Annotated in this window: 22 protein-coding genes; 14 read left to right on the top strand and 8 right to left on the bottom strand. The window is 47.7% G+C overall.

Features of this window, described 5'->3' with window-relative positions; all coding sequences use genetic code 11:
• The first annotated feature begins 27 nt into the window (after positions 1-27).
• From A7Z06_RS08425 to yeaK, 4 genes are all read left to right on the top strand, one after another.
• Entirely contained in the window at positions 28-1311 is a 1284-nt protein-coding gene (locus A7Z06_RS08425) for a YeaH/YhbH family protein (RefSeq protein WP_000219690.1), read from the top strand.
• 280 nt (positions 1312-1591) lie between these two features.
• Positions 1592-2935 carry a sensor domain-containing diguanylate cyclase gene (locus tag A7Z06_RS08420; protein WP_094184963.1) on the top strand — a complete coding sequence of 448 codons (1344 nt, stop codon included), beginning with the start codon at positions 1592-1594 and terminating at the stop codon, positions 2933-2935.
• A 180-nt stretch (positions 2936-3115) separates the two neighbouring features.
• The gene (dgcJ, locus tag A7Z06_RS08415) at positions 3116-4606 is read left to right on the top strand and encodes a diguanylate cyclase DgcJ (RefSeq protein ID WP_010345844.1); all 1491 of its coding nucleotides are present in this window, start codon (positions 3116-3118) and stop codon (positions 4604-4606) included.
• Between the two features lie 42 nt (positions 4607-4648).
• A complete protein-coding gene (gene yeaK / locus A7Z06_RS08410; RefSeq protein ID WP_000138048.1) occupies positions 4649-5152 on the top strand; it encodes a mischarged aminoacyl-tRNA deacylase in 504 nt (167 codons plus the stop codon).
• Here the strand turns inward: yeaK and yoaI are convergent, their stop codons facing one another.
• Positions 5153-5257, bottom strand: a complete 105-nt coding sequence (gene yoaI / locus A7Z06_RS08405) for a small membrane protein YoaI (protein WP_077629632.1) — start codon at positions 5255-5257, stop codon at positions 5153-5155. It abuts the gene before it with no gap.
• Between the two features lie 169 nt (positions 5258-5426).
• Here yoaI and A7Z06_RS08395 point away from each other — a divergent pair, with 169 nt between their 5' ends.
• Positions 5427-5873: a DUF441 domain-containing protein gene (locus A7Z06_RS08395; RefSeq protein WP_000460713.1), complete on the top strand. Its 447-nt coding sequence runs from the start codon at positions 5427-5429 to the stop codon at positions 5871-5873.
• Here the strand turns inward: A7Z06_RS08395 and A7Z06_RS08390 are convergent.
• A complete protein-coding gene (locus A7Z06_RS08390) occupies positions 5857-6651 on the bottom strand; it encodes an AraC family transcriptional regulator (protein ID WP_000972229.1) in 795 nt (264 codons plus the stop codon). The genes A7Z06_RS08395 and A7Z06_RS08390 overlap by 17 nt on opposite strands.
• Positions 6652-6747: 96 nt before the next feature.
• On the opposite strand from A7Z06_RS08390, the gene nimT reads away from it, so the two are divergent.
• Positions 6748-7929, top strand: coding sequence for a 2-nitroimidazole transporter (gene nimT, locus A7Z06_RS08385; protein ID WP_000621407.1), 1182 nt, complete (start codon positions 6748-6750; stop codon positions 7927-7929).
• 54 nt (positions 7930-7983) lie between these two features.
• The gene (locus A7Z06_RS08380) at positions 7984-8331 is read left to right on the top strand and encodes a DUF488 domain-containing protein (protein WP_010345838.1); all 348 of its coding nucleotides are present in this window, start codon (positions 7984-7986) and stop codon (positions 8329-8331) included.
• A gap of 21 nt (positions 8332-8352) precedes the next feature.
• On the opposite strand, the gene A7Z06_RS08375 is transcribed toward A7Z06_RS08380, so the two are convergent.
• On the bottom strand, positions 8353-8607 hold the full coding sequence (locus A7Z06_RS08375) for a putative hemolysin (protein WP_000691925.1): 255 nt from the start codon (positions 8605-8607) through the stop codon (positions 8353-8355).
• 184 nt (positions 8608-8791) lie between these two features.
• Here A7Z06_RS08375 and A7Z06_RS08370 point away from each other — a divergent pair, with 184 nt between their 5' ends.
• From A7Z06_RS08370 to yoaJ, 3 genes are read left to right on the top strand one after another with little or no spacing between them, the layout of a single operon-like run.
• Positions 8792-9817, top strand: coding sequence for a sensor domain-containing diguanylate cyclase (locus A7Z06_RS08370; RefSeq protein ID WP_010345834.1), 1026 nt, complete (start codon positions 8792-8794; stop codon positions 9815-9817).
• A gap of 32 nt (positions 9818-9849) precedes the next feature.
• Positions 9850-9948 carry a YoaK family small membrane protein gene (locus A7Z06_RS08365; protein ID WP_032225340.1) on the top strand — a complete coding sequence of 33 codons (99 nt, stop codon included), beginning with the start codon at positions 9850-9852 and terminating at the stop codon, positions 9946-9948.
• A gap of 2 nt (positions 9949-9950) precedes the next feature.
• The gene (gene yoaJ / locus A7Z06_RS08360; RefSeq protein WP_094185027.1) at positions 9951-10025 is read left to right on the top strand and encodes a protein YoaJ; all 75 of its coding nucleotides are present in this window, start codon (positions 9951-9953) and stop codon (positions 10023-10025) included.
• A gap of 57 nt (positions 10026-10082) precedes the next feature.
• On the opposite strand, the gene A7Z06_RS08355 is transcribed toward yoaJ, so the two are convergent.
• The 5 genes from A7Z06_RS08355 to dmlR form a co-directional block, all read right to left on the bottom strand.
• Positions 10083-10331: a GlsB/YeaQ/YmgE family stress response membrane protein gene (locus A7Z06_RS08355; protein ID WP_000512152.1), complete on the bottom strand. Its 249-nt coding sequence runs from the start codon at positions 10329-10331 to the stop codon at positions 10083-10085.
• A gap of 147 nt (positions 10332-10478) precedes the next feature.
• Positions 10479-10661: a DUF1869 domain-containing protein gene (locus tag A7Z06_RS08350; protein WP_000513737.1), complete on the bottom strand. Its 183-nt coding sequence runs from the start codon at positions 10659-10661 to the stop codon at positions 10479-10481.
• Positions 10662-10664: 3 nt separating this feature from the next.
• Positions 10665-11024, bottom strand: a complete 360-nt coding sequence (gene yeaR, locus A7Z06_RS08345; protein WP_000939314.1) for a DUF1971 domain-containing protein YeaR — start codon at positions 11022-11024, stop codon at positions 10665-10667.
• 172 nt (positions 11025-11196) lie between these two features.
• Positions 11197-11835: a leucine efflux protein LeuE gene (gene leuE, locus A7Z06_RS08340; RefSeq protein ID WP_000457214.1), complete on the bottom strand. Its 639-nt coding sequence runs from the start codon at positions 11833-11835 to the stop codon at positions 11197-11199.
• A gap of 132 nt (positions 11836-11967) precedes the next feature.
• Positions 11968-12885 carry a DNA-binding transcriptional regulator DmlR gene (gene dmlR, locus A7Z06_RS08335; RefSeq protein WP_024165134.1) on the bottom strand — a complete coding sequence of 306 codons (918 nt, stop codon included), beginning with the start codon at positions 12883-12885 and terminating at the stop codon, positions 11968-11970.
• 102 nt (positions 12886-12987) lie between these two features.
• Here dmlR and dmlA point away from each other — a divergent pair, with 102 nt between their 5' ends.
• The 4 genes from dmlA (at position 12988) to yeaX (ending at position 18110) form a co-directional block, all read left to right on the top strand.
• Entirely contained in the window at positions 12988-14073 is a 1086-nt protein-coding gene (gene dmlA / locus A7Z06_RS08330; RefSeq protein WP_000978478.1) for a multifunctional D-malate/3-isopropylmalate/tartarate dehydrogenase, read from the top strand.
• A gap of 249 nt (positions 14074-14322) precedes the next feature.
• A complete protein-coding gene (gene yeaV, locus A7Z06_RS08325; RefSeq protein ID WP_105279393.1) occupies positions 14323-15933 on the top strand; it encodes a BCCT family transporter YeaV in 1611 nt (536 codons plus the stop codon).
• 31 nt (positions 15934-15964) lie between these two features.
• Positions 15965-17089 (top strand): carnitine monooxygenase, oxygenase subunit YeaW, encoded by a 1125-nt coding sequence (gene yeaW / locus A7Z06_RS08320; RefSeq protein WP_000067839.1) that lies wholly within the window; start codon positions 15965-15967, stop codon positions 17087-17089.
• 55 nt (positions 17090-17144) lie between these two features.
• Entirely contained in the window at positions 17145-18110 is a 966-nt protein-coding gene (gene yeaX, locus A7Z06_RS08315; protein WP_105279392.1) for a carnitine monooxygenase reductase subunit YeaX, read from the top strand.
• The last annotated feature ends 11 nt before the right edge of the window (positions 18111-18121 follow it).

Genomic DNA, 18121 nt, shown 5'->3' with positions numbered 1-18121 from the left:
TGTTGGCAAATGCAGTACGGGGGGCATATGACCTGGTTTATTGACCGGCGTCTGAACGGCAAAAACAAAAGCATGGTGAATCGCCAGCGTTTTTTACGCCGTTATAAAGCGCAAATTAAACAGTCGATCTCCGAGGCCATCAATAAGCGTTCGGTGACCGACGTCGACAGCGGCGAGTCCGTTTCTATCCCAACGGAAGATATTAGCGAACCGATGTTTCATCAGGGGCGTGGCGGCCTGCGCCATCGCGTTCATCCGGGCAATGACCATTTTGTACAGAATGACAGAATTGAACGTCCCCAGGGCGGCGGAGGTGGCTCCGGCAGTGGTCAGGGTCAAGCCAGCCAGGACGGTGAAGGTCAGGACGAATTTGTCTTCCAGATTTCGAAAGACGAATATCTCGACCTGCTGTTTGAAGATTTAGCCTTACCAAATCTGAAACAAAACCAGCAACGCCAGTTGACCGAATATAAAACGCATCGGGCAGGCTACACCGCTAACGGCGTTCCTGCCAATATCAGCGTGGTGCGTTCATTGCAGAACTCACTGGCGCGGCGTACCGCGATGACCGCAGGCAAGCGACGGGAACTTCATGCTCTGGAAGAAAATCTGGCCATCATCAGCAACAGTGAACCTGCGCAATTACTGGAGGAGGAACGGCTGCGCAAAGAGATTGCCGAATTACGCGCCAAAATTGAACGCGTTCCATTCATCGACACCTTCGATTTACGTTACAAGAATTATGAGAAACGCCCCGATCCCTCCAGTCAGGCCGTAATGTTTTGCCTGATGGACGTTTCCGGTTCGATGGATCAATCCACCAAAGATATGGCCAAACGTTTTTATATATTGCTGTATCTGTTTCTCAGCAGAACATACAAGAACGTCGAAGTCGTTTACATCCGCCACCATACCCAGGCGAAAGAAGTTGATGAACATGAGTTTTTCTACTCACAGGAAACTGGCGGCACCATTGTTTCCAGTGCCCTGAAACTGATGGATGAGGTGGTGAAAGAGCGTTATAACCCGGCGCAGTGGAATATCTATGCTGCACAAGCGTCAGACGGCGATAACTGGGCTGATGACTCTCCGCTTTGCCATGAGATTCTGGCGAAAAAATTGTTGCCCGTTGTTCGTTATTACAGCTATATCGAAATTACCCGCCGCGCTCATCAAACATTGTGGCGGGAATATGAGCATCTGCAATCTACTTTCGAAAACTTTGCGATGCAGCATATACGCGATCAGGATGATATTTATCCCGTGTTCCGCGAGCTATTCCATAAACAAAATGCAACGACTAAAGACTAAAATAGTCAGCCGGGTCATTGTTACCTGGCTGATTTTTAGCTCACTGTAAATTAATTCATTTATTACATACATTACCTTACAATTGTTTTAAATATGTCAGCATCAGCTTTACAGAATTTAGTTCCATAAAAAAATCATTCGGAAAAAATGATTCTGTTAACACGCTTTTTTTCAGGGGTATTCTTTAATTATTTTTTTATCGGCAAAGAAATTTGATCCTGGTCAAAACCATATATCTCTGCCATCAATAAAATCCAGCACTCACATTGCTCTCCTTTTTATGGTTCCTATGGGTACACAAAAATTAAAAGCACAAAGCTTTTTTATTTTCAGCTTGTTACTGACATTAATTTTATTTTGCATCACCACCTTATATAATGAAAACACCAATGTAAAACTCATCCCACAGATGAATTACCTGATGGTTGTTGTGGCTTTATTTTTCCTCAACTCCATCATCTTTCTTTTCATGCTAATGAAATATTTCACTAATCGTGATATTTTTCCAACACTCATTTTAAGCCTTGCTTTTTTAAGTGGTCTTTTCTATTTAACTGAAACCATTTTCATTATTCATAAACCTATCAATGATAACATCCTTATTCAGACGAAGGCGAATGATGTTTCCATATTATATCTATTTCGCCAGCTAAGTTTTATTTTCTTAACCGCACTGGCTCTCTACTGTTATGGACGAAATAGCATCCTGACGAACAACAAGAAAAAAACCTGTATCTTGTTGCTGGCGCTGATACCTTTTATATTTTTCCCTTTTCTGGCACATAACCTGAGCAGCTATAATCCTGACTACTCTTTATATGTCGTAGATTACTGTCCGGATAGTCATACGGCGAGCTGGGGAATTAACTACACCAAGATTTTGGTTTGTCTGTGGGCGTGTTTACTGTTTTTTATTATCATGCGTACACAATTAGCAAGCGAGATGTGGCCGTCAATTGCATTATTATGTCTGGCATCGCTCTGCTGTAACTTGTTACTACTGACTCTGGATGAATATAATTATACCATCTGGTATATCAGTCGTGGCATTGAGGTTTCGAGTAAACTGTTTGTTGTCACCTTCTTGATATATAACATATTTCAGGAACTACAACTTTCCAGCAAACTGGCGGTTCATGATGCACTAACCAATATTTATAACCGTCGTCACTTTTTCAACAGTGTAGAGTCATTACTCTCTCGCCCTGTTGTGAAGGATTTTTGTATTATGCTGGTAGATATTAACCAGTTCAAACGCATAAATGCTCAATGGGGTCATCATGTGGGCGATAAAGTTCTGGTTTCAATTGTCGATATTATCCAGCAAAGTATCCGCCCCGATGACATCTTCGCACGTCTGGATGGTGAAGTGTTTGGCTTGATATTTACCGAATTGAATACCGCCCAGGCAAAAATTATCGCCGATCGGGTGCGTAAAAATGTCGAGCTCCTGACCGGTTTTAGTAATAGATATAATGTCCCTGAACAAATGACCATCAGCATTGGCTGTGTTTTTTCCACGGGTGATACGCGTAATATCTCGCTTGTCATGACAGAAGCAGATAAAGCGTTACGTGAGGCGAAAACCGATGGCGGTAACAAAGTGATTATTCATCATATTTGAGTGCAAAATTATTCACAGCCATGCATTTTGCGTGGCTTTGGCATACAATTTATTACCAATACCCCTAAATTTCCCCTCCCCAGCGGCGCAGAGATGAGTATAATTAGCGCCCCTGTACCAGGCCGCAATCGAACTTTATCTGGTTTTCTCGTTTCACTAACCGAAGGAGTGCCATTTATCATGAAATTGCACCATAGAATGCTCCGGCATTTTATCGCCGCAAGTGTCATTGTGCTGACATCTTCCTTCCTTATTTTTGAACTTGTCGCCAGCGACAGGGCAATGAGTGCTTATTTGCGCTATATCGTCCAGAAAGCAGACTCCTCCTTTCTCTACGACAAGTATCAAAATCAGAGTATTGCCGCACATGTGATGCGCGCGCTTGCTGCTAAACAGTCTGAGGTGTCGCCAGAACAGCGACGGGCCATCTGTGAGGCTTTTGAGTCTGCCAACAATACCCATGGCTTAAACCTGACTGCCCATACTTATGCAGATTTACACGGAACATTGCAGACTGCATCCACTGACTGCGACACAATTGTCGAAGCAGCGGCGCTATTACCGGCATTTGATCAGGCGGTGGAAGGTAACCGCCACCAGGATGATTACGGTTCCGGCCTTGGGATGGCCGAAGAGAAATTTCACTATTATCTCGATCTCAATGATCGCTATGTCTATTTTTATGAGCCGGTAAATGTTGAATACTTCGCGATGAATAACTGGTCCTTCCTGCAATCAGGAAGCATTGGTATTGATCGTAAAGATATTGAAAAAGTGTTTACCGGTCGCACCGTATTATCAAGCATTTACCAGGATCAGCGTACTAAACAGAACGTGATGAGTTTGCTGACGCCCGTCTATGTTGCCGGACAATTAAAAGGTATTGTGTTGCTGGATATTAGTAAAAACAATCTGCGCAATATTTTTTACACTCATGACCGCCCTCTCCTCTGGCGTTTTCTCAATGTTACGCTAACCGATACAGATTCGGGACGCGACATTATTATCAATCAGAGCGAAGATAATCTGTTTCAGTATGTCAGTTACGTCCATGACTTACCTGGCGGCATTCGTGTTTCGTTATCCATTGATATTCTTTACTTTATTACATCATCATGGAAAAGCGTTGTATTCTGGCTGCTGACAGCATTGATATTACTCAACATGGTACGGATGCACTTCCGCCTGTACCAAAACGTGACTCGTGAAAATATCAGTGATGCGATGACCGGGCTGTATAATCGCAAAATATTAACGCCTGAACTTGAGCAGCGTTTGCAGAAACTGGTGCAGTCCGGTTCTTCGGTGATGTTTATTGCAATTGACATGGACAAGTTAAAGCAAATAAATGACACCCTCGGTCATCAGGAGGGGGATTTAGCCATTACGTTATTAGCTCAGGCGATTAAACAGTCGATTCGTAAAAGCGATTATGCTATCCGTCTCGGTGGCGATGAATTCTGTATCATTCTTGTCGATTCGACGCCGCAAATTGCAGCACAACTGCCTGAACGTATCGAAAAACGTCTGCAACATATCGCGCCGCAGAAAGAGATCGGCTTCTCTTCCGGTATTTACGCGATGAAAGAAAACGATACGCTGCATGATGCATATAAAGCTTCCGATGAGCGTTTATATGTCAATAAGCAGAACAAAAACAGCCGTTCATGATAATCTTCTGTGGTTGTTTGCTTGTAATCCCAGGAGCGTGAAATGACTGAAATGGCTAAAGGAAGCGTGACGCATCAGCGGTTAATCGCTTTATTATCACAAGAAGGCGCTAACTTCCGCATCGTTACCCACGACGCGGTGGGTAAATGCGAAGCGGTGTCAGAAATTCGTGGCACCGCTTTGGGTCAGGGTGCTAAGGCACTGGTGTGTAAAGTCAAAGGTAATGGCGTAAATCAGCATGTTCTGGCGATCCTCGCTGCCGATCAACAGGCCGACCTTAGCCAACTCGCCAGCCATATCGGTGGGTTGCGTGCTTCGCTGGCCAGCCCGGCTGAAGTCGATGAACTGACAGGCTGTGTCTTCGGTGCTATCCCTCCATTCAGCTTCCATCCAAAACTCAAACTGGTCGCCGACCCGCTACTTTTTGAGCGATTCGATGAGATCGCCTTCAATGCGGGTATGCTGGATAAATCCGTTATCCTGAACACCACAGATTATTTACGCATTGCACAACCAGAGCTGGTCAAATTCCGTCGTACTACGTAATTAGCTGCTCCGTTCAATAAGCAGAACAGACAGCACCAGCACAACTGCAATGGCAAAAAACGATGACGTGATAATCAGTGTCTCAACGAGCATTTGATCGTTCATGGTCTTATCCCAGGAGATACCTGTTTTCACGTTATTGTTAGCGCGCACAAATGGCAATTTGATGACAATTTGCCTGATTTTTTATGCATAGCACGTAATTGTTCTCTGCTTCCTCTCATCAGCAGGCGTAAAGTAGGCAGGTTTATTATTTTTTGGCAAGGAAACCACGATGTTTGATGTCACTTTGCTGATCCTGCTCGGGTTAGCTGCGCTGGGCTTTATCAGCCACAACACCACTGTCGCTGTTTCAATTCTGGTGTTGATCATTGTCCGCGTCACACCGTTAAGCACCTTTTTCCCGTGGATCGAAAAACAAGGACTGAGTATCGGGATAATCATTCTGACTATCGGCGTAATGGCTCCTGTAGCCAGCGGGACACTGCCACCCTCGACACTTATTCACTCGTTTCTGAACTGGAAATCGCTGGTGGCAATTGCAGTAGGCGTTATTGTCTCCTGGCTTGGCGGACGCGGCGTGACCTTGATGGGCAGTCAGCCGCAACTGGTTGCCGGGCTGCTGGTGGGCACGATTTTAGGCGTGGCGCTGTTTCGCGGTGTGCCGGTCGGTCCGCTTATTGCCGCAGGTCTGGTCTCCCTGATCATCGGGAAACAGTAGTTAATCCCGCAATATATCGGCCTGGGGTTTGCCCCAGGCCTTTCTTAAACATGGTAATAAAAGCCGTTGTTGAATCATACCCCAGCATATGCGCCACTTTCTGAACACTATCGCCTTTCACTAACCTCTGAAGTGCCAGAATGAGCTGCAACTGATGACGCCACTGACGAAAGCTCAATCCCGTCTCTTTAACTATCAACCTGGCGAGATTGCGTTCACTCATCGCAAAAAAATTTGCCCATTGCCCTAATGTCCCCCATTCAACGGGCTCTTTTGCCATCGTATCCACCATCACGCGGATTTTGGGGTGTGAAGAAACGGGTAACTGCAACTGTTGTTGCGGTTGCTGAGGAAGTTCATCAAACAGCACCTGAATTAATCTGCGCGTCATTGGTTCAGCACGTTGAGCTGCTGTTCTTTTTGCCAGCGTTAAAATTAATTCACGACATAAAGGCGCAATTTTCAGCGTGCAACATTTGCCCGGCATTATCACCGCACTGGACTCAATAAATAAAAAACAAAGCTCGGCATTCGCTGTTACCTGATTACTATGCTCCACACCACCGGGAATCCATACTGCATATTGTGGCGGCACCATCCACAGCGCATTTTCCACCGTACAGGTAATGGCTCCACGCAGCGCCAGTATCAGTTGTCCTTTGCGGTGCTGATGTACAGGACTGGTCAATTCATCCTTTCCGGCATGAATACAAAATGCGACCGCCGTTTCATGGTGAAGATCGGGTTCATAACCATTGAGATTTAACCTGTGCATCATTTTGTCCGAATTTAGCGATAATTTGTCATTTTAGCTTGATTCAACATAGCAATAAAAACGCTAAGGTACAGCCTCGCTTGTAACAATGAGATATCTATGATCCGTTCAACTTCATTAAGCGGCAAAAACAGGATTGTCCTGATAGCCGGCGTTCTAATGATTGCCACCACACTCCGTGTTACCTTCACCGGCGTAGCACCGTTACTGGATACCATTCGTTCCGCTTACTCACTGACGACAGCGCAAACAGGGTTACTGACGACCTTACCTTTACTAGCCTTTGCCCTGATATCCCCTCTTGCCGCGTCGGTGGCTCGTCGTTTTGGTATAGAGCGCAGTCTGGTGGCTGCATTACTTTTGATTTGTGCTGGCATAGCAATTCGCTCTCTTCCTTCGGCTTACTTATTATTTGGCGGTACGATTATCATTGGCTGTGGGATTGCATTAGGGAATGTCTTGCTACCTGGTCTCATTAAACGCGATTTTCCCCATTCCGTCGCCAGACTTACCGGCGCATATTCCCTGACGATGGGCGCTGCAGCGGCGCTGGGGTCAGCTCTGGTGGTGCCGCTGGCTTTGAACGGTTTTGGCTGGCAGGGCGCGTTGCTTATGCTGATGTGTTTTCCTCTGCTGGCTCTATTTATATGGCTGCCGCAATGGCGTAATCAACAACATGTGAATTTGAGTACCTCACGCGCCTTACATACCCGGCGTATCTGGCGTTCGCCGCTTGCCTGGCAAGTGACGTTGTTTCTCGGTATCAACTCACTGGTCTATTACGTGATTATCGGCTGGCTTCCGGCGATCCTCATCAGCCACGGCTACAGCGAGGCACAGGCAGGTTCGCTGCATGGTTTGTTGCAATTAGCTACTGCAGCTCCCGGTTTGCTGATCCCACTTTTCTTACATCATGTGAAAGATCAGCGCGGTATTGCCGCTCTGGTCGCCTTAATGTGCGCAGTGGGTGCGGTTGGGCTCTGCTTTATGCCAGCACACGCTGTCACCTGGACTCTGCTTTTCGGTTTTGGTTCCGGGGCAACAATGATACTTGGACTAACGTTTATCGGACTGCGAGCAAGCTCTGCGCATCAGGCTGCTGCTCTTTCGGGTATGGCACAATCCGTCGGGTATCTGCTGGCAGCTTGTGGGCCGCCGCTAATGGGTAAAATACACGATGCTAACGGTGACTGGTCCACGCCACTGATTGTTGTCGCAATTCTTTCACTGCTGATGGCGATTTTTGGACTTTGCGCCGGAAGAGACAAAGAAATTCATTGATGTCCGGTGCTATAGTGACGTGGCAAATCATGCGTGAAAGGGAGAACAAACACGATGAATATTCAGTGTAAACGCGTTTATGATCCGGCTGAACAGAGCGATGGTTATCGCGTACTGGTCGACCGTCTCTGGCCGCGTGGTATCAAGAAAACAGACTTAGCACTTGATGAGTGGGACAAAGAGATCACGCCGTCAACGGAACTGCGCAAAGCCTTTCACGGCGAAGCGATCGATTTTAAAACCTTTCGCGAACAATATATTGCAGAACTGGCGCAACACGAGCCAGAAGGGAAGCGGCTGGCGGAAATCGCCCAAAAACAGCCGCTGACCCTGCTCTACTCAGCAAAAAATACCACGCAAAACCATGCGCTGGTGCTGGCCGACTGGCTGCGAAGCTTGTGATTTTAGCCTGGCATCCGGCGGTTATTTTTCACCCGCCGGATGATCCCGTCGCCATAATGCCCATTCATCAATGGTTTCACCGCCCGGTAATTTGCAATTGTTGCTGACCCCTTGCGATGTCTGCACGGGAATGAGCGTACCGCCTTTCTGTTGGCAGTAGACCGACGCCGGATTCGCCATCCCAACATGCGGCGGTTTTGGTGCATCGGGCTGAGAAGTGGTTGAACATCCCGCAAGAATTAACAGGCAAGGCAGAGTAAAACTGATAATTTTCATTCGTTGATCTCACACGTTTATCTACGCCTTAGAGTATCGCGGTATCGTTTTGTTTTGCAGCACTATTTATTTTACATTCACTTAAAATATATTACGGCTAGTTTCATCTTCTTTGATGATGTTTTATCATGCCTGCAAAGATTAAATAATCAGCATTTTACCCGCCGTATCCTGGAGTTCTTTCGTGTCAGATCAGATTATTGCCCGCGTCTCGCAGTCACTCGCCTCAGAACATTCTCTGGAAAGTCTGGTTCGGCAACTTCTGGAGATGCTGGAAATGGTCACCGACATGGAATCGACCTATTTGACAAAGGTGGATATTGACGCACGTCTGCAACATATCCTGTTTGCCCGTAACAGCCAGAAAATGCACATCCCGGAGAATTTTACCGTCTCGTGGGATTACTCGTTGTGCAAACGCGCCATTGATGAAAACTGTTTTTTCAGCGATGAAGTTCCCGACCGTTGGGGTGACTGCATTGCGGCGCGCAATCTCGGTATTACCACATTCCTGAGCACGCCGGTTCACTTACCGGATGGTTCGTTCTATGGCACGCTTTGCGCCGCCAGCAGTGAAAAGCGCCCGTGGAGTGAACGCGCAGAGCAGGTTTTGCAGCTATTCGCCGGACTGATTGCACAATATATTCAAAAAGAGGCGCTGGTTGAGCAATTACGTGAAGCCAATGCCGCTCTGATTGCGCAATCTTACACCGACTCTTTGACCGGCCTGCCGAATCGGCGGGCGATTTTTGATAATCTGACGACGCTGTTTTCCCTCGCTCGGCATCTGAAGCGTAAGGCAATTATTGCTTTTATCGACCTGGATAACTTCAAATTAATCAACGACCGATTTGGCCACAATAGTGGCGATCTGTTTCTTATTCAGGTTGGCGAGCGCCTCACCAGGCTACATCAGAATGGCGAGATTATTGGTCGTCTTGGCGGTGATGAATTTTTGGTCGTTTCCCTGGCTAATGAAAACGCCGATATCCAGTCACTGCGTGAGCGTATCCAACAGCAAATACGTGGAGAATATCACTTGGGTGATATTGATCTGTTTTATCCTGGCGCCAGTCTTGGCGTAGTAGAAGTGGATCCTGAAACCACCGATGCCGACAGTGCCCTACATGCTGCCGATATCGCGATGTATCAGGAGAAAAAACACAAACTGAAAACCCCTTTTGTCGCGCATTCAGACAGGCACTCCTGAGGCGTATTCACATCCTTTTCTTTGGTGGTAACATGCGAATCGGTATTGTTTTTCCCGTCGTGATCTTTATTACGGCAGTCGTATTTTTAGCGTGGTTTTTTATTGGTGGCTATGCGGCCCCAGGGGCATAAAGATGAAAAAAACAACGATTATTATGATGGGCGTGGCGATTATTGCCGTTCTTGGCACCGAGCTGGGATGGTGGTAATTCCGCGTCGATAAAATAGCAAAGGCTGCCTGTAGGCAGCCTTTGTACTTTTCAGTATTAACTTTTGACTTTTCTGTAGATAAACAGCACGACAAGCGCACCAATCACGGCAACCACAAAACTACCAAAGTTGAAGCCATCGACTTTGCCAAAACCAAACAGTGTACTGATCCATCCACCAACTACGGCACCGATAATTCCCAGCAGGATGGTCATAAAGAATCCACCACCATCTTTACCAGGCATGATCCACTTCGCCAGAATACCGGCAATAAGTCCAAAAATAATCCATGACAGAATGCCCATTGTTTCCTCACTTATCTGTTTTGCATTAGCGGGTTAGTCGCTGATAAAAAGCATAGCACAACATAAGAGAGGCAAGAATTGTGATATGTGTCACAGAGCATTTTTTTTACAATGGCGCAGAATTAGCGCCATCTACATTAGCAATAATTACCAACCACAAACATCATGCTCATTTTCCGTGTCATAAGAGCGCACGGTATTGACGAGATCTTTGATCACTTCAGCCGCCACTTCTGGCACCAGTAATGTCATCGGCGTCTCTGTTTCGTAATCGACAGAAACGCCATTACTGTTATTGGTGACGGTTACGGTATACGTTGCTTTGCCCATAATTCATTTCCCGCTATGAATGACTTTCCGCTGTTTTGCACCTTCCATCAGGACTTCAGGAGCAACGAAGAAGTCGATGTTAAAATAAGTATCGTCAGTCATGGCTTCAATATTGTGCCACTTTTCCGGCGGGAACACTGCGAATTGACCTGCTTCGATGAGGATCACCTGATCAGGTTCTGCGCTGTGTTCATCAGCATAGCCGAGATATTTGACCGCCCCATGCATAACGGACAGGCGTGGATAAACACCCGGACGCGTTCCTTTATCAAGATGACGTTCGAATATTCCGGCAGGCGCAGTTTGTTTATTCCAGAAAGGTGTTGAGCGCGTATGAATGTAATTTTGTGGGATTTGCAGCATCCTTTTCCCTCCTTCGGTAAATGTGCTGAAAACCATTTATTCCAGCCGTTTCAGGGTACGCCTGATAATTTGCATTTTAAATACCATTTATTGGTTACTTTATAGCACCATATCAGAGAAGAATCAGGGAGGATTACAGATGGGAAGCCCGCGACAACGCGGGCTGAAAGCATCAGGATTGCAGCGTCGCCAGTCGGGCAGCGAAACCCACGAACATCAGACCAATCAGTGAGTTGCCCACTTTAGCCAGTTTCTTTTTGGTACGAATGTACTGCGTGACAAAAGCACCTGAAATAATCAGGAAGCTCAAATAACAGAAGCTTACCAGTTCCAGCGTTGTCGCCAGAATAAAGAATGAAATCCCCGTATGTGGCGCATTAACATCGATAAACTGTACGAAAAACGACACATAGAACAAAATGGCTTTTGGATTGGTCAGACTCAAAATTAACGCACGCTTGAAAATAGCGCCATATTGAGGTTCATCTGATTTGGCCTCGCTATTTTTACCCTTCAGAGTTGCGTAAAGAATTTTACTCCCCAGATAGAGCAAATAAAACGCGCCAAGATAACGTACAATATTGAATAATATCGGTGTGGTCTTAATTAAGGTTGCTACACCGGCCCACGCCAGAAACATCAATACTGCATCGCCAATAAATACACCACAGGCCGCAAGATAACCGCCTTTCACTCCACTACTAACGCTATTTTTAAGCACAAACAGGGTATTCGGCCCTGGCACCAGCACGATAAAAATGGCCCCAACCAGATAGGTCCAGTAATTCAGAACCCCATATTCTGCGAACACATTAACCTCTTTAATTCTCTTTGGATCATGCGCGATTAAAGGTGAATATGCTAACCAATCCGCAACGGCTTAGAAAGGAGAAAATCAGGTTTTAACCTGACAACAACCTGAGAATAGAGTAAAAAATTGCACTCATTCCAGTGAAAAATTCGGGTAATGATTTGCAAAATACTGGCGCAAAAACTCTACCGTAATCCGTACTTTTGCGGATGTCGCCAGCCTTGAGACATAAACAGCCCAGACATTTGCTGGCTGATAATATTCAGGTAAAACCTGTACCAGATGCCCACTGGCAATATTTTCACTAACGTCCCACCAGGAGCGCAACGCAATTCCCTGCCCATCGAGACACCACTGATGGACAATTTCACCATGATTAGACGACATCGATCCGGTGACTTTAATGGCATGGTGACCTTCTTTATTGCGCAATTGCCAGACACCAAACGGATGATCGCGCTCTTTTATGACCAGGCAGGGTAACGCAGAAAGATCCGTTAAATGTTTCGGTGCACCATATCGCGCAATAAACCCCGGCGATGCGCAGAGAATACGGTAATTGGTCGCCAGTTTGCGGGCAATTAAGTTAGGTGCAATGTCGTCGCCAATACGAATATCCAGATCGACCCCTTCATTGACCAAATCGACCAACCGGTCTTCCACATCAAAACGTAACTCCAGTTGCGGATACGCCTTCGCCAGTGCTGACAGTGCCGGAGCTACCACCTGCCGTCCAAACCCAAAACTGCTGATAATACGCAGCATTCCCTGCGGCACCTGGCGCACGTCGGAAAGCTCATCCATCATCTGCCCGACATCCTGCAAAATCCGCTGCGCCCATTCATAAATCCGCTCGCCTTCCTCGGTAATGGTGACGCGACGGGTGGTGCGGTGTAATAGCACCACGTTCAAGGTTTGCTCCAGCAAGGCGATGCGCTTGCTGACGAAAGCCGGTGAAACGCCTAATTCTTCCGCCACGGCAGCAAAACCGGCCCGGCGAGCCACCAGCATAAAGACGCGCAAATCGTTCAGCAGCGGTAAATTATTCATGATTCGTGTTTTATGTTTCACCAGTTGCGGGGATTAATTCCTGATCAGTCAATTATAGGATGGTGGAGTTGTCAATTTTGCTGATCAGGAAGTGAGAACCTAATGATGAAAACAATGCGTATTGCTGCGATCCCTGGAGACGGGATTGGCAAAGAAGTCCTTCCTGAAGGGATTCGTGTGTTACAAGCTGCTGCTGAACGCTGGGGCTTTGCCTTAAGTTTTGAGCAGATGGAGTGGGCAAGTTGCGAGTATTACAGCCATCACGGCAAAATGATGCCGGACGACTGGCATGAACAACTCAGCGGTTTCGACGCTATCTACTTTGGTGCCGTCGGCTGGCCGGACACCGTTCCGGATCATATTTCGTTATGGGGGTCGCTGCTGAAATTTCGCCGCGAGTTTGATCAGTACGTTAACCTGCGCCCGGTACGCCTCTTTCCCGGCGTTCCCTGCCCACTGGCGGGTAAACAGCCTGGCGACATCGATTTTTACGTGGTGCGCGAAAATACGGAAGGCGAATACTCGTCTCTGGGCGGTCGACTGAATGAAGGAACGGAACATGAGGTTGTCATCCAGGAATCGGTATTTACCCGCCGTGGCGTCGATCGCATTTTGCAATATGCTTTTGAGCTGGCACAAAGCCGCCCGCGCAAAACCCTGACTTCTGCCACGAAATCTAACGGTTTAGCCATTAGTATGCCGTACTGGGATGAGCGAGTAGAAGCAATGGCAGAAAATTACCCGGAAATCCACTGGGACAAGCAGCATATTGATATTCTCTGCGCGCGCTTTGTGATGCAGCCGGAACGCTTTGATGTGGTGGTAGCATCTAATTTATTTGGCGACATTCTTTCCGATCTTGGCCCAGCCTGCACCGGTACGATTGGTATTGCGCCTTCAGCCAACCTGAATCCGGAGCGCACTTTCCCGTCGCTCTTCGAGCCAGTCCACGGTTCCGCGCCAGATATCTACGGTAAAAATATTGCCAACCCTATCGCCACGATTTGGGCCGGGGCAATGATGCTGGATTTCCTTGGCAATGGCGATGAGCGTTTCCAGCAAGCGCACAACGGCATTCTGGCAGCGATTGAAGAAGTGATTGCTCACGGGCCGAAAACACCCGATATGAAAGGTAATGCCACCACGCCACAGGTTGCCGACGCGATTTGCAAAATTATTTTGCGTTAAGGTCAAACCAGTTTATTTGAACCGCGTCACTGACGCGGTTTTTTTATTCGTTCTTTACAGTAAATAACCTGCGTCATTTCACCTTTTATTGTTTCCGTTTCGTGTTTTATGGCTTTCCGTATTCTTAATTGTTTAATTTATGTAACATGCAAATAATCAATTTGTTAAACACGACAAAAGTTCATTACCCTGCAAATAATTACAACTGGCAAAAGCCAGCGACGGGCTTTTATGCCCAGGAGATGACTCATGATGAGCAATGTTAAGAAAAAAGATTTGCCGCTGATTAGCATCAGCCTGGTGGCCATTCTTTTCATCGCAGCCACATTAAGCCTTTTTCCGCAACAGTCGGCCGACGCGGCCAACGCAATATACAGTTTAGTTACCCGCACGCTGGGTTCCGCCGTACAGGTATTAGTTTTGCTGGCAATGGGGCTGGTAATTTATTTAGCCACCAGCAAATACGGCAATATTCGTCTTGGCGAAGGTAAACCGGAATACAGTACGCTCTCCTGGCTGTTTATGTTTATTTGCGCCGGATTAGGTTCCTCCACGCTTTATTGGGGCGTAGCGGAGTGGGCCTATTATTATCAAACGCCGGGTTTAAATATCGTGCCGCGTTCACAGCAGGCACTGGAATTTAGCGTTCCCTACTCCTTTTTCCATTGGGGCATCAGCGCCTGGGCAACTTATACGCTGGCCTCATTAATCATGGCTTACCACTTTCATGTGCGGAAAAATAAAGGGCTGAGTCTTTCCGGCATTATTGCTGCTATTACCGGCGTTCGCCCGCAAGGCCCATGGGGAAAACTGGTGGACTTAATGTTCCTGATCGCCACTGTCGGCGCACTGACCATTTCCCTTGTTGTCACCGCAGCAACCTTTACCCGTGGGCTTTCCGCGCTGACCGGTTTACCCGATAACTTCACCGTGCAGGCATTTGTGATCCTGCTTTCCGGCGGCATTTTTTGCCTAAGCTCGTGGATAGGTATCAACAACGGTTTACAACGTCTGAGCAAAATGGTCGGCTGGGGCGCGTTCCTGCTGCCATTGCTGGTTTTGATTGTCGGTCCAACCGAGTTTATTACCAACAGCATCATCAATGCCATCGGCCTGACCACACAAAACTTCTTACAGATGAGCTTATTTACCGATCCACTTGGCGATGGTTCATTTACCCGCAACTGGACCGTTTTCTACTGGCTGTGGTGGATCTCTTACACCCCCGGCGTGGCAATGTTTGTCACCCGCGTATCACGTGGTCGTAAGATCAAAGAAGTTATCTGGGGGCTGATCCTCGGTAGCACCGTCGGCTGCTGGTTCTTCTTCGGCGTGATGGAAAGCTTCGCCATTCATCAGTTTATCAAAGGGATAATCAACGTTCCGCAGGTGCTGGAAACGTTGGGCGGTGAAACGGCTGTTCAACAAGTTCTGATGTCGTTGCCAGCCGGTAAATTGTTCCTCGCCGCTTATCTGGGCGTGATGATTATTTTCCTCGCCTCGCATATGGATGCGGTGGCCTACACCATGGCGGCGACCAGTACGCGGAATCTTCAGGAAGGTGATGATCCAGACCGTGGGCTGCGTCTTTTCTGGTGCGTGGTAATCACCCTGATCCCGCTTTCCATCTTGTTTACCGGTGCATCGCTGGAAACCATGAAAACTACCGTCGTACTTACAGCCCTTCCCTTTCTCGCCATTTTACTGGTGAAAGTGGGCGGACTTATTCGCTGGCTGAAACAGGATTACGCCGATATTCCGGCTCATCAAATTGAACATTATCTCCCGCAGACACCGGTTGAAGCCCCGGAAAAAACGCCAGTGCTCCCTGCGGGAACCGTATTCAAAGGCGACAACTGAGCGCCATCATCCTAACGATAAAGGTATCCCTATGAGCAATCTGAGCCCTGACTTTGTACTACCCGGAAATTTTTGCGCTAACCCACAGGAAGCGTGGACCATTCCTGCCCGCTTTTATACTGATCAGAACGCCTTTGAACATGAAAAAGAGAACGTCTTCGCCAAAAGCTGGATTTGCGTCGCTCACAGTAGCGAGCTGGCGAATGCCAATGATTACGTGACGCGTGAGATCATTGGCGAAAGCATCGTGCTGGTACGCGGTCGTGATAAGGTTTTGCGCGCGTTCTATAACGTTTGCCCGCACCGTGGTCATCAGTTATTGAGCGGTGAAGGGAAAGCGAAAAATGTGATTACCTGCCCATATCACGCCTGGGCATTCAAACTCGATGGCAACCTGGCTCATGCGCGTAACTGTGAAAACGTCGCCAATTTCGATAGTGACAAAGCGCAACTGGTTCCGGTGCGTCTGGAAGAATATGCCGGATTCGTCTTCATCAATATGGATCCCAACGCCACCAGCGTAGAAGATCAGTTACCAGGCCTGGCGGCAAAAGTGCTGGAAGCCTGCCCGGAAGTCCACGATCTGAAACTGGCGGCCCGCTTTACCACCCGCACGCCTGCCAACTGGAAGAACATTGTCGATAACTATCTTGAGTGCTACCACTGTGGTCCGGCGCATCCAGGTTTCTCAGACTCCGTTCAGGTTGATCGTTACTGGCACACCATGCACGGCAACTGGACGCTGCAATACGGTTTCGCCAAACCGTCCGAACAGTCGTTTAAATTTGAAGAAGGTACAGACGCTGCGTTCCACGGTTTCTGGCTGTGGCCGTGCACTATGCTGAACGTGACGCCAATCAAAGGGATGATGACGGTCATTTATGAATTCCCGGTGGATTCTGAAACTACCCTGCAAAACTACGATATCTACTTCACCAATGAAGAGCTAACCGATGAGCAAAAATCGCTGATTGAGTGGTATCGCGATGTGTTCCGTCCGGAAGATTTACGTCTGGTTGAAAGCGTACAGAAAGGGCTGAAATCGCGTGGCTATCGTGGGCAGGGGCGCATCATGGCCGACAGTAGCGGTAGCGGTATTTCCGAACACGGTATCGCCCATTTCCATAATCTGCTGGCGCAGGTGTTTAAGGACTAATGACATCGGCGGCGGTATTTTCCGCCGCCGGGCTGATTTTTGATGGAGTACAGCAATGTCAGACTATCAAATGTTTGAAGTACAGGTGAGCCAGATTGAACCGCTTACCGAACAGGTGAAACGCTTCACGCTGGTGTCAACCGATGGCAAACCGCTGCCTGCGTTCACCGGCGGAAGTCACGTCATTGTGCAGATGAGTGATGGTGATAACCAGTACAGCAATGCTTATTCACTACTAAGTTCGCCACTCGACACCTCTTGTTATCAGATTGCCGTTCGGCTGGAAGAGAGCTCGCGCGGCGGTTCGCGCTTTTTGCATCAGCAGGTGAAAGCAGGCGATCGGTTGACCATTTCGACGCCTAATAATCTGTTTGCTCTGGTTCCCACGGCTCGAAAGCATCTGTTTATCGCAGGCGGCATTGGTATCACCCCTTTCCTGTCGCATCTGGCAGAGTTGCAACACACGGACGTCGACTGGCAGTTACATTATTGTTCGCGGAGTCCAGTAAGTTGCGCATTTCGTGATGAATTAAACCAACATCCGCAGACTGATAAGATTCATTTTCATCACTCATCGATCGGAACGCGACTCGAATTAGTGCGATTATTGGCGGATGTCGCCCCTGGCACACACATTTATACCTGTGGCCCCGAAGCTCTGAATGATGCGGTAAGAAGTGAAGCAGCGCGTCTGGGCATCTCCGCCGATACGCTGCACTTTGAGCAGTTTGCTATTGAAGACAAAACCGGCGATGCCTTTACCCTGGTGCTTGCCCGTTCCGGAAAAGAGTTTGTAGTACCAGAAGAGATGACCATTTTGCAGGTCATTGAAAATAACAAAGCGGCAAAAGTGGAATGTTTATGTCGTGAAGGGGTATGCGGAACCTGTGAAACAGCAATTCTGGAAGGTGAAGCCGATCATCGGGACCAGTATTTTAGCGATGAAGAGCGCGCCAGCCAGCAGAGTATGTTGATCTGTTGTTCGCGCGCGAAGGGTAAACGACTGGTGTTGGATCTGTAGTTTATCCGAAG

The sequence above is a fragment of the Escherichia sp. MOD1-EC6819 genome (assembly GCF_002965765.1).
Classification (GTDB): Bacteria; Pseudomonadota; Gammaproteobacteria; order Enterobacterales; family Enterobacteriaceae; genus Escherichia; species Escherichia ruysiae.
This window is presented reverse-complemented; position numbering and strand designations above follow the sequence as displayed.

What these genes read in the sequence shown, in the direction of transcription:
- A7Z06_RS08425 (WP_000219690.1), top strand. Translation starts at nt 28, where the DNA reads ATGACCTGGTTTATTGACCGGCGTCTGAACGGCAAAAACAAAAGCATG.
- A7Z06_RS08420 (WP_094184963.1), top strand. Translation starts at nt 1,592, where the DNA reads ATGGTTCCTATGGGTACACAAAAATTAAAAGCACAAAGCTTTTTTATT.
- dgcJ (WP_010345844.1), top strand. Translation starts at nt 3,116, where the DNA reads ATGAAATTGCACCATAGAATGCTCCGGCATTTTATCGCCGCAAGTGTC.
- yeaK (WP_000138048.1), top strand. Translation starts at nt 4,649, where the DNA reads ATGACTGAAATGGCTAAAGGAAGCGTGACGCATCAGCGGTTAATCGCT.
- yoaI (WP_077629632.1), bottom strand. Translation starts at nt 5,257, where the DNA reads ATGAACGATCAAATGCTCGTTGAGACACTGATTATCACGTCATCGTTT.
- A7Z06_RS08395 (WP_000460713.1), top strand. Translation starts at nt 5,427, where the DNA reads ATGTTTGATGTCACTTTGCTGATCCTGCTCGGGTTAGCTGCGCTGGGC.
- A7Z06_RS08390 (WP_000972229.1), bottom strand. Translation starts at nt 6,651, where the DNA reads ATGATGCACAGGTTAAATCTCAATGGTTATGAACCCGATCTTCACCAT.
- nimT (WP_000621407.1), top strand. Translation starts at nt 6,748, where the DNA reads ATGATCCGTTCAACTTCATTAAGCGGCAAAAACAGGATTGTCCTGATA.
- A7Z06_RS08380 (WP_010345838.1), top strand. Translation starts at nt 7,984, where the DNA reads ATGAATATTCAGTGTAAACGCGTTTATGATCCGGCTGAACAGAGCGAT.
- A7Z06_RS08375 (WP_000691925.1), bottom strand. Translation starts at nt 8,607, where the DNA reads ATGAAAATTATCAGTTTTACTCTGCCTTGCCTGTTAATTCTTGCGGGA.
- A7Z06_RS08365 (WP_032225340.1), top strand. Translation starts at nt 9,850, where the DNA reads ATGCGAATCGGTATTGTTTTTCCCGTCGTGATCTTTATTACGGCAGTC.
- A7Z06_RS08355 (WP_000512152.1), bottom strand. Translation starts at nt 10,331, where the DNA reads ATGGGCATTCTGTCATGGATTATTTTTGGACTTATTGCCGGTATTCTG.
- A7Z06_RS08350 (WP_000513737.1), bottom strand. Translation starts at nt 10,661, where the DNA reads ATGGGCAAAGCAACGTATACCGTAACCGTCACCAATAACAGTAATGGC.
- yeaR (WP_000939314.1), bottom strand. Translation starts at nt 11,024, where the DNA reads ATGCTGCAAATCCCACAAAATTACATTCATACGCGCTCAACACCTTTC.
- dmlR (WP_024165134.1), bottom strand. Translation starts at nt 12,885, where the DNA reads ATGAATAATTTACCGCTGCTGAACGATTTGCGCGTCTTTATGCTGGTG.
- dmlA (WP_000978478.1), top strand. Translation starts at nt 12,988, where the DNA reads ATGATGAAAACAATGCGTATTGCTGCGATCCCTGGAGACGGGATTGGC.
- yeaV (WP_105279393.1), top strand. Translation starts at nt 14,323, where the DNA reads ATGATGAGCAATGTTAAGAAAAAAGATTTGCCGCTGATTAGCATCAGC.
- yeaW (WP_000067839.1), top strand. Translation starts at nt 15,965, where the DNA reads ATGAGCAATCTGAGCCCTGACTTTGTACTACCCGGAAATTTTTGCGCT.
- yeaX (WP_105279392.1), top strand. Translation starts at nt 17,145, where the DNA reads ATGTCAGACTATCAAATGTTTGAAGTACAGGTGAGCCAGATTGAACCG.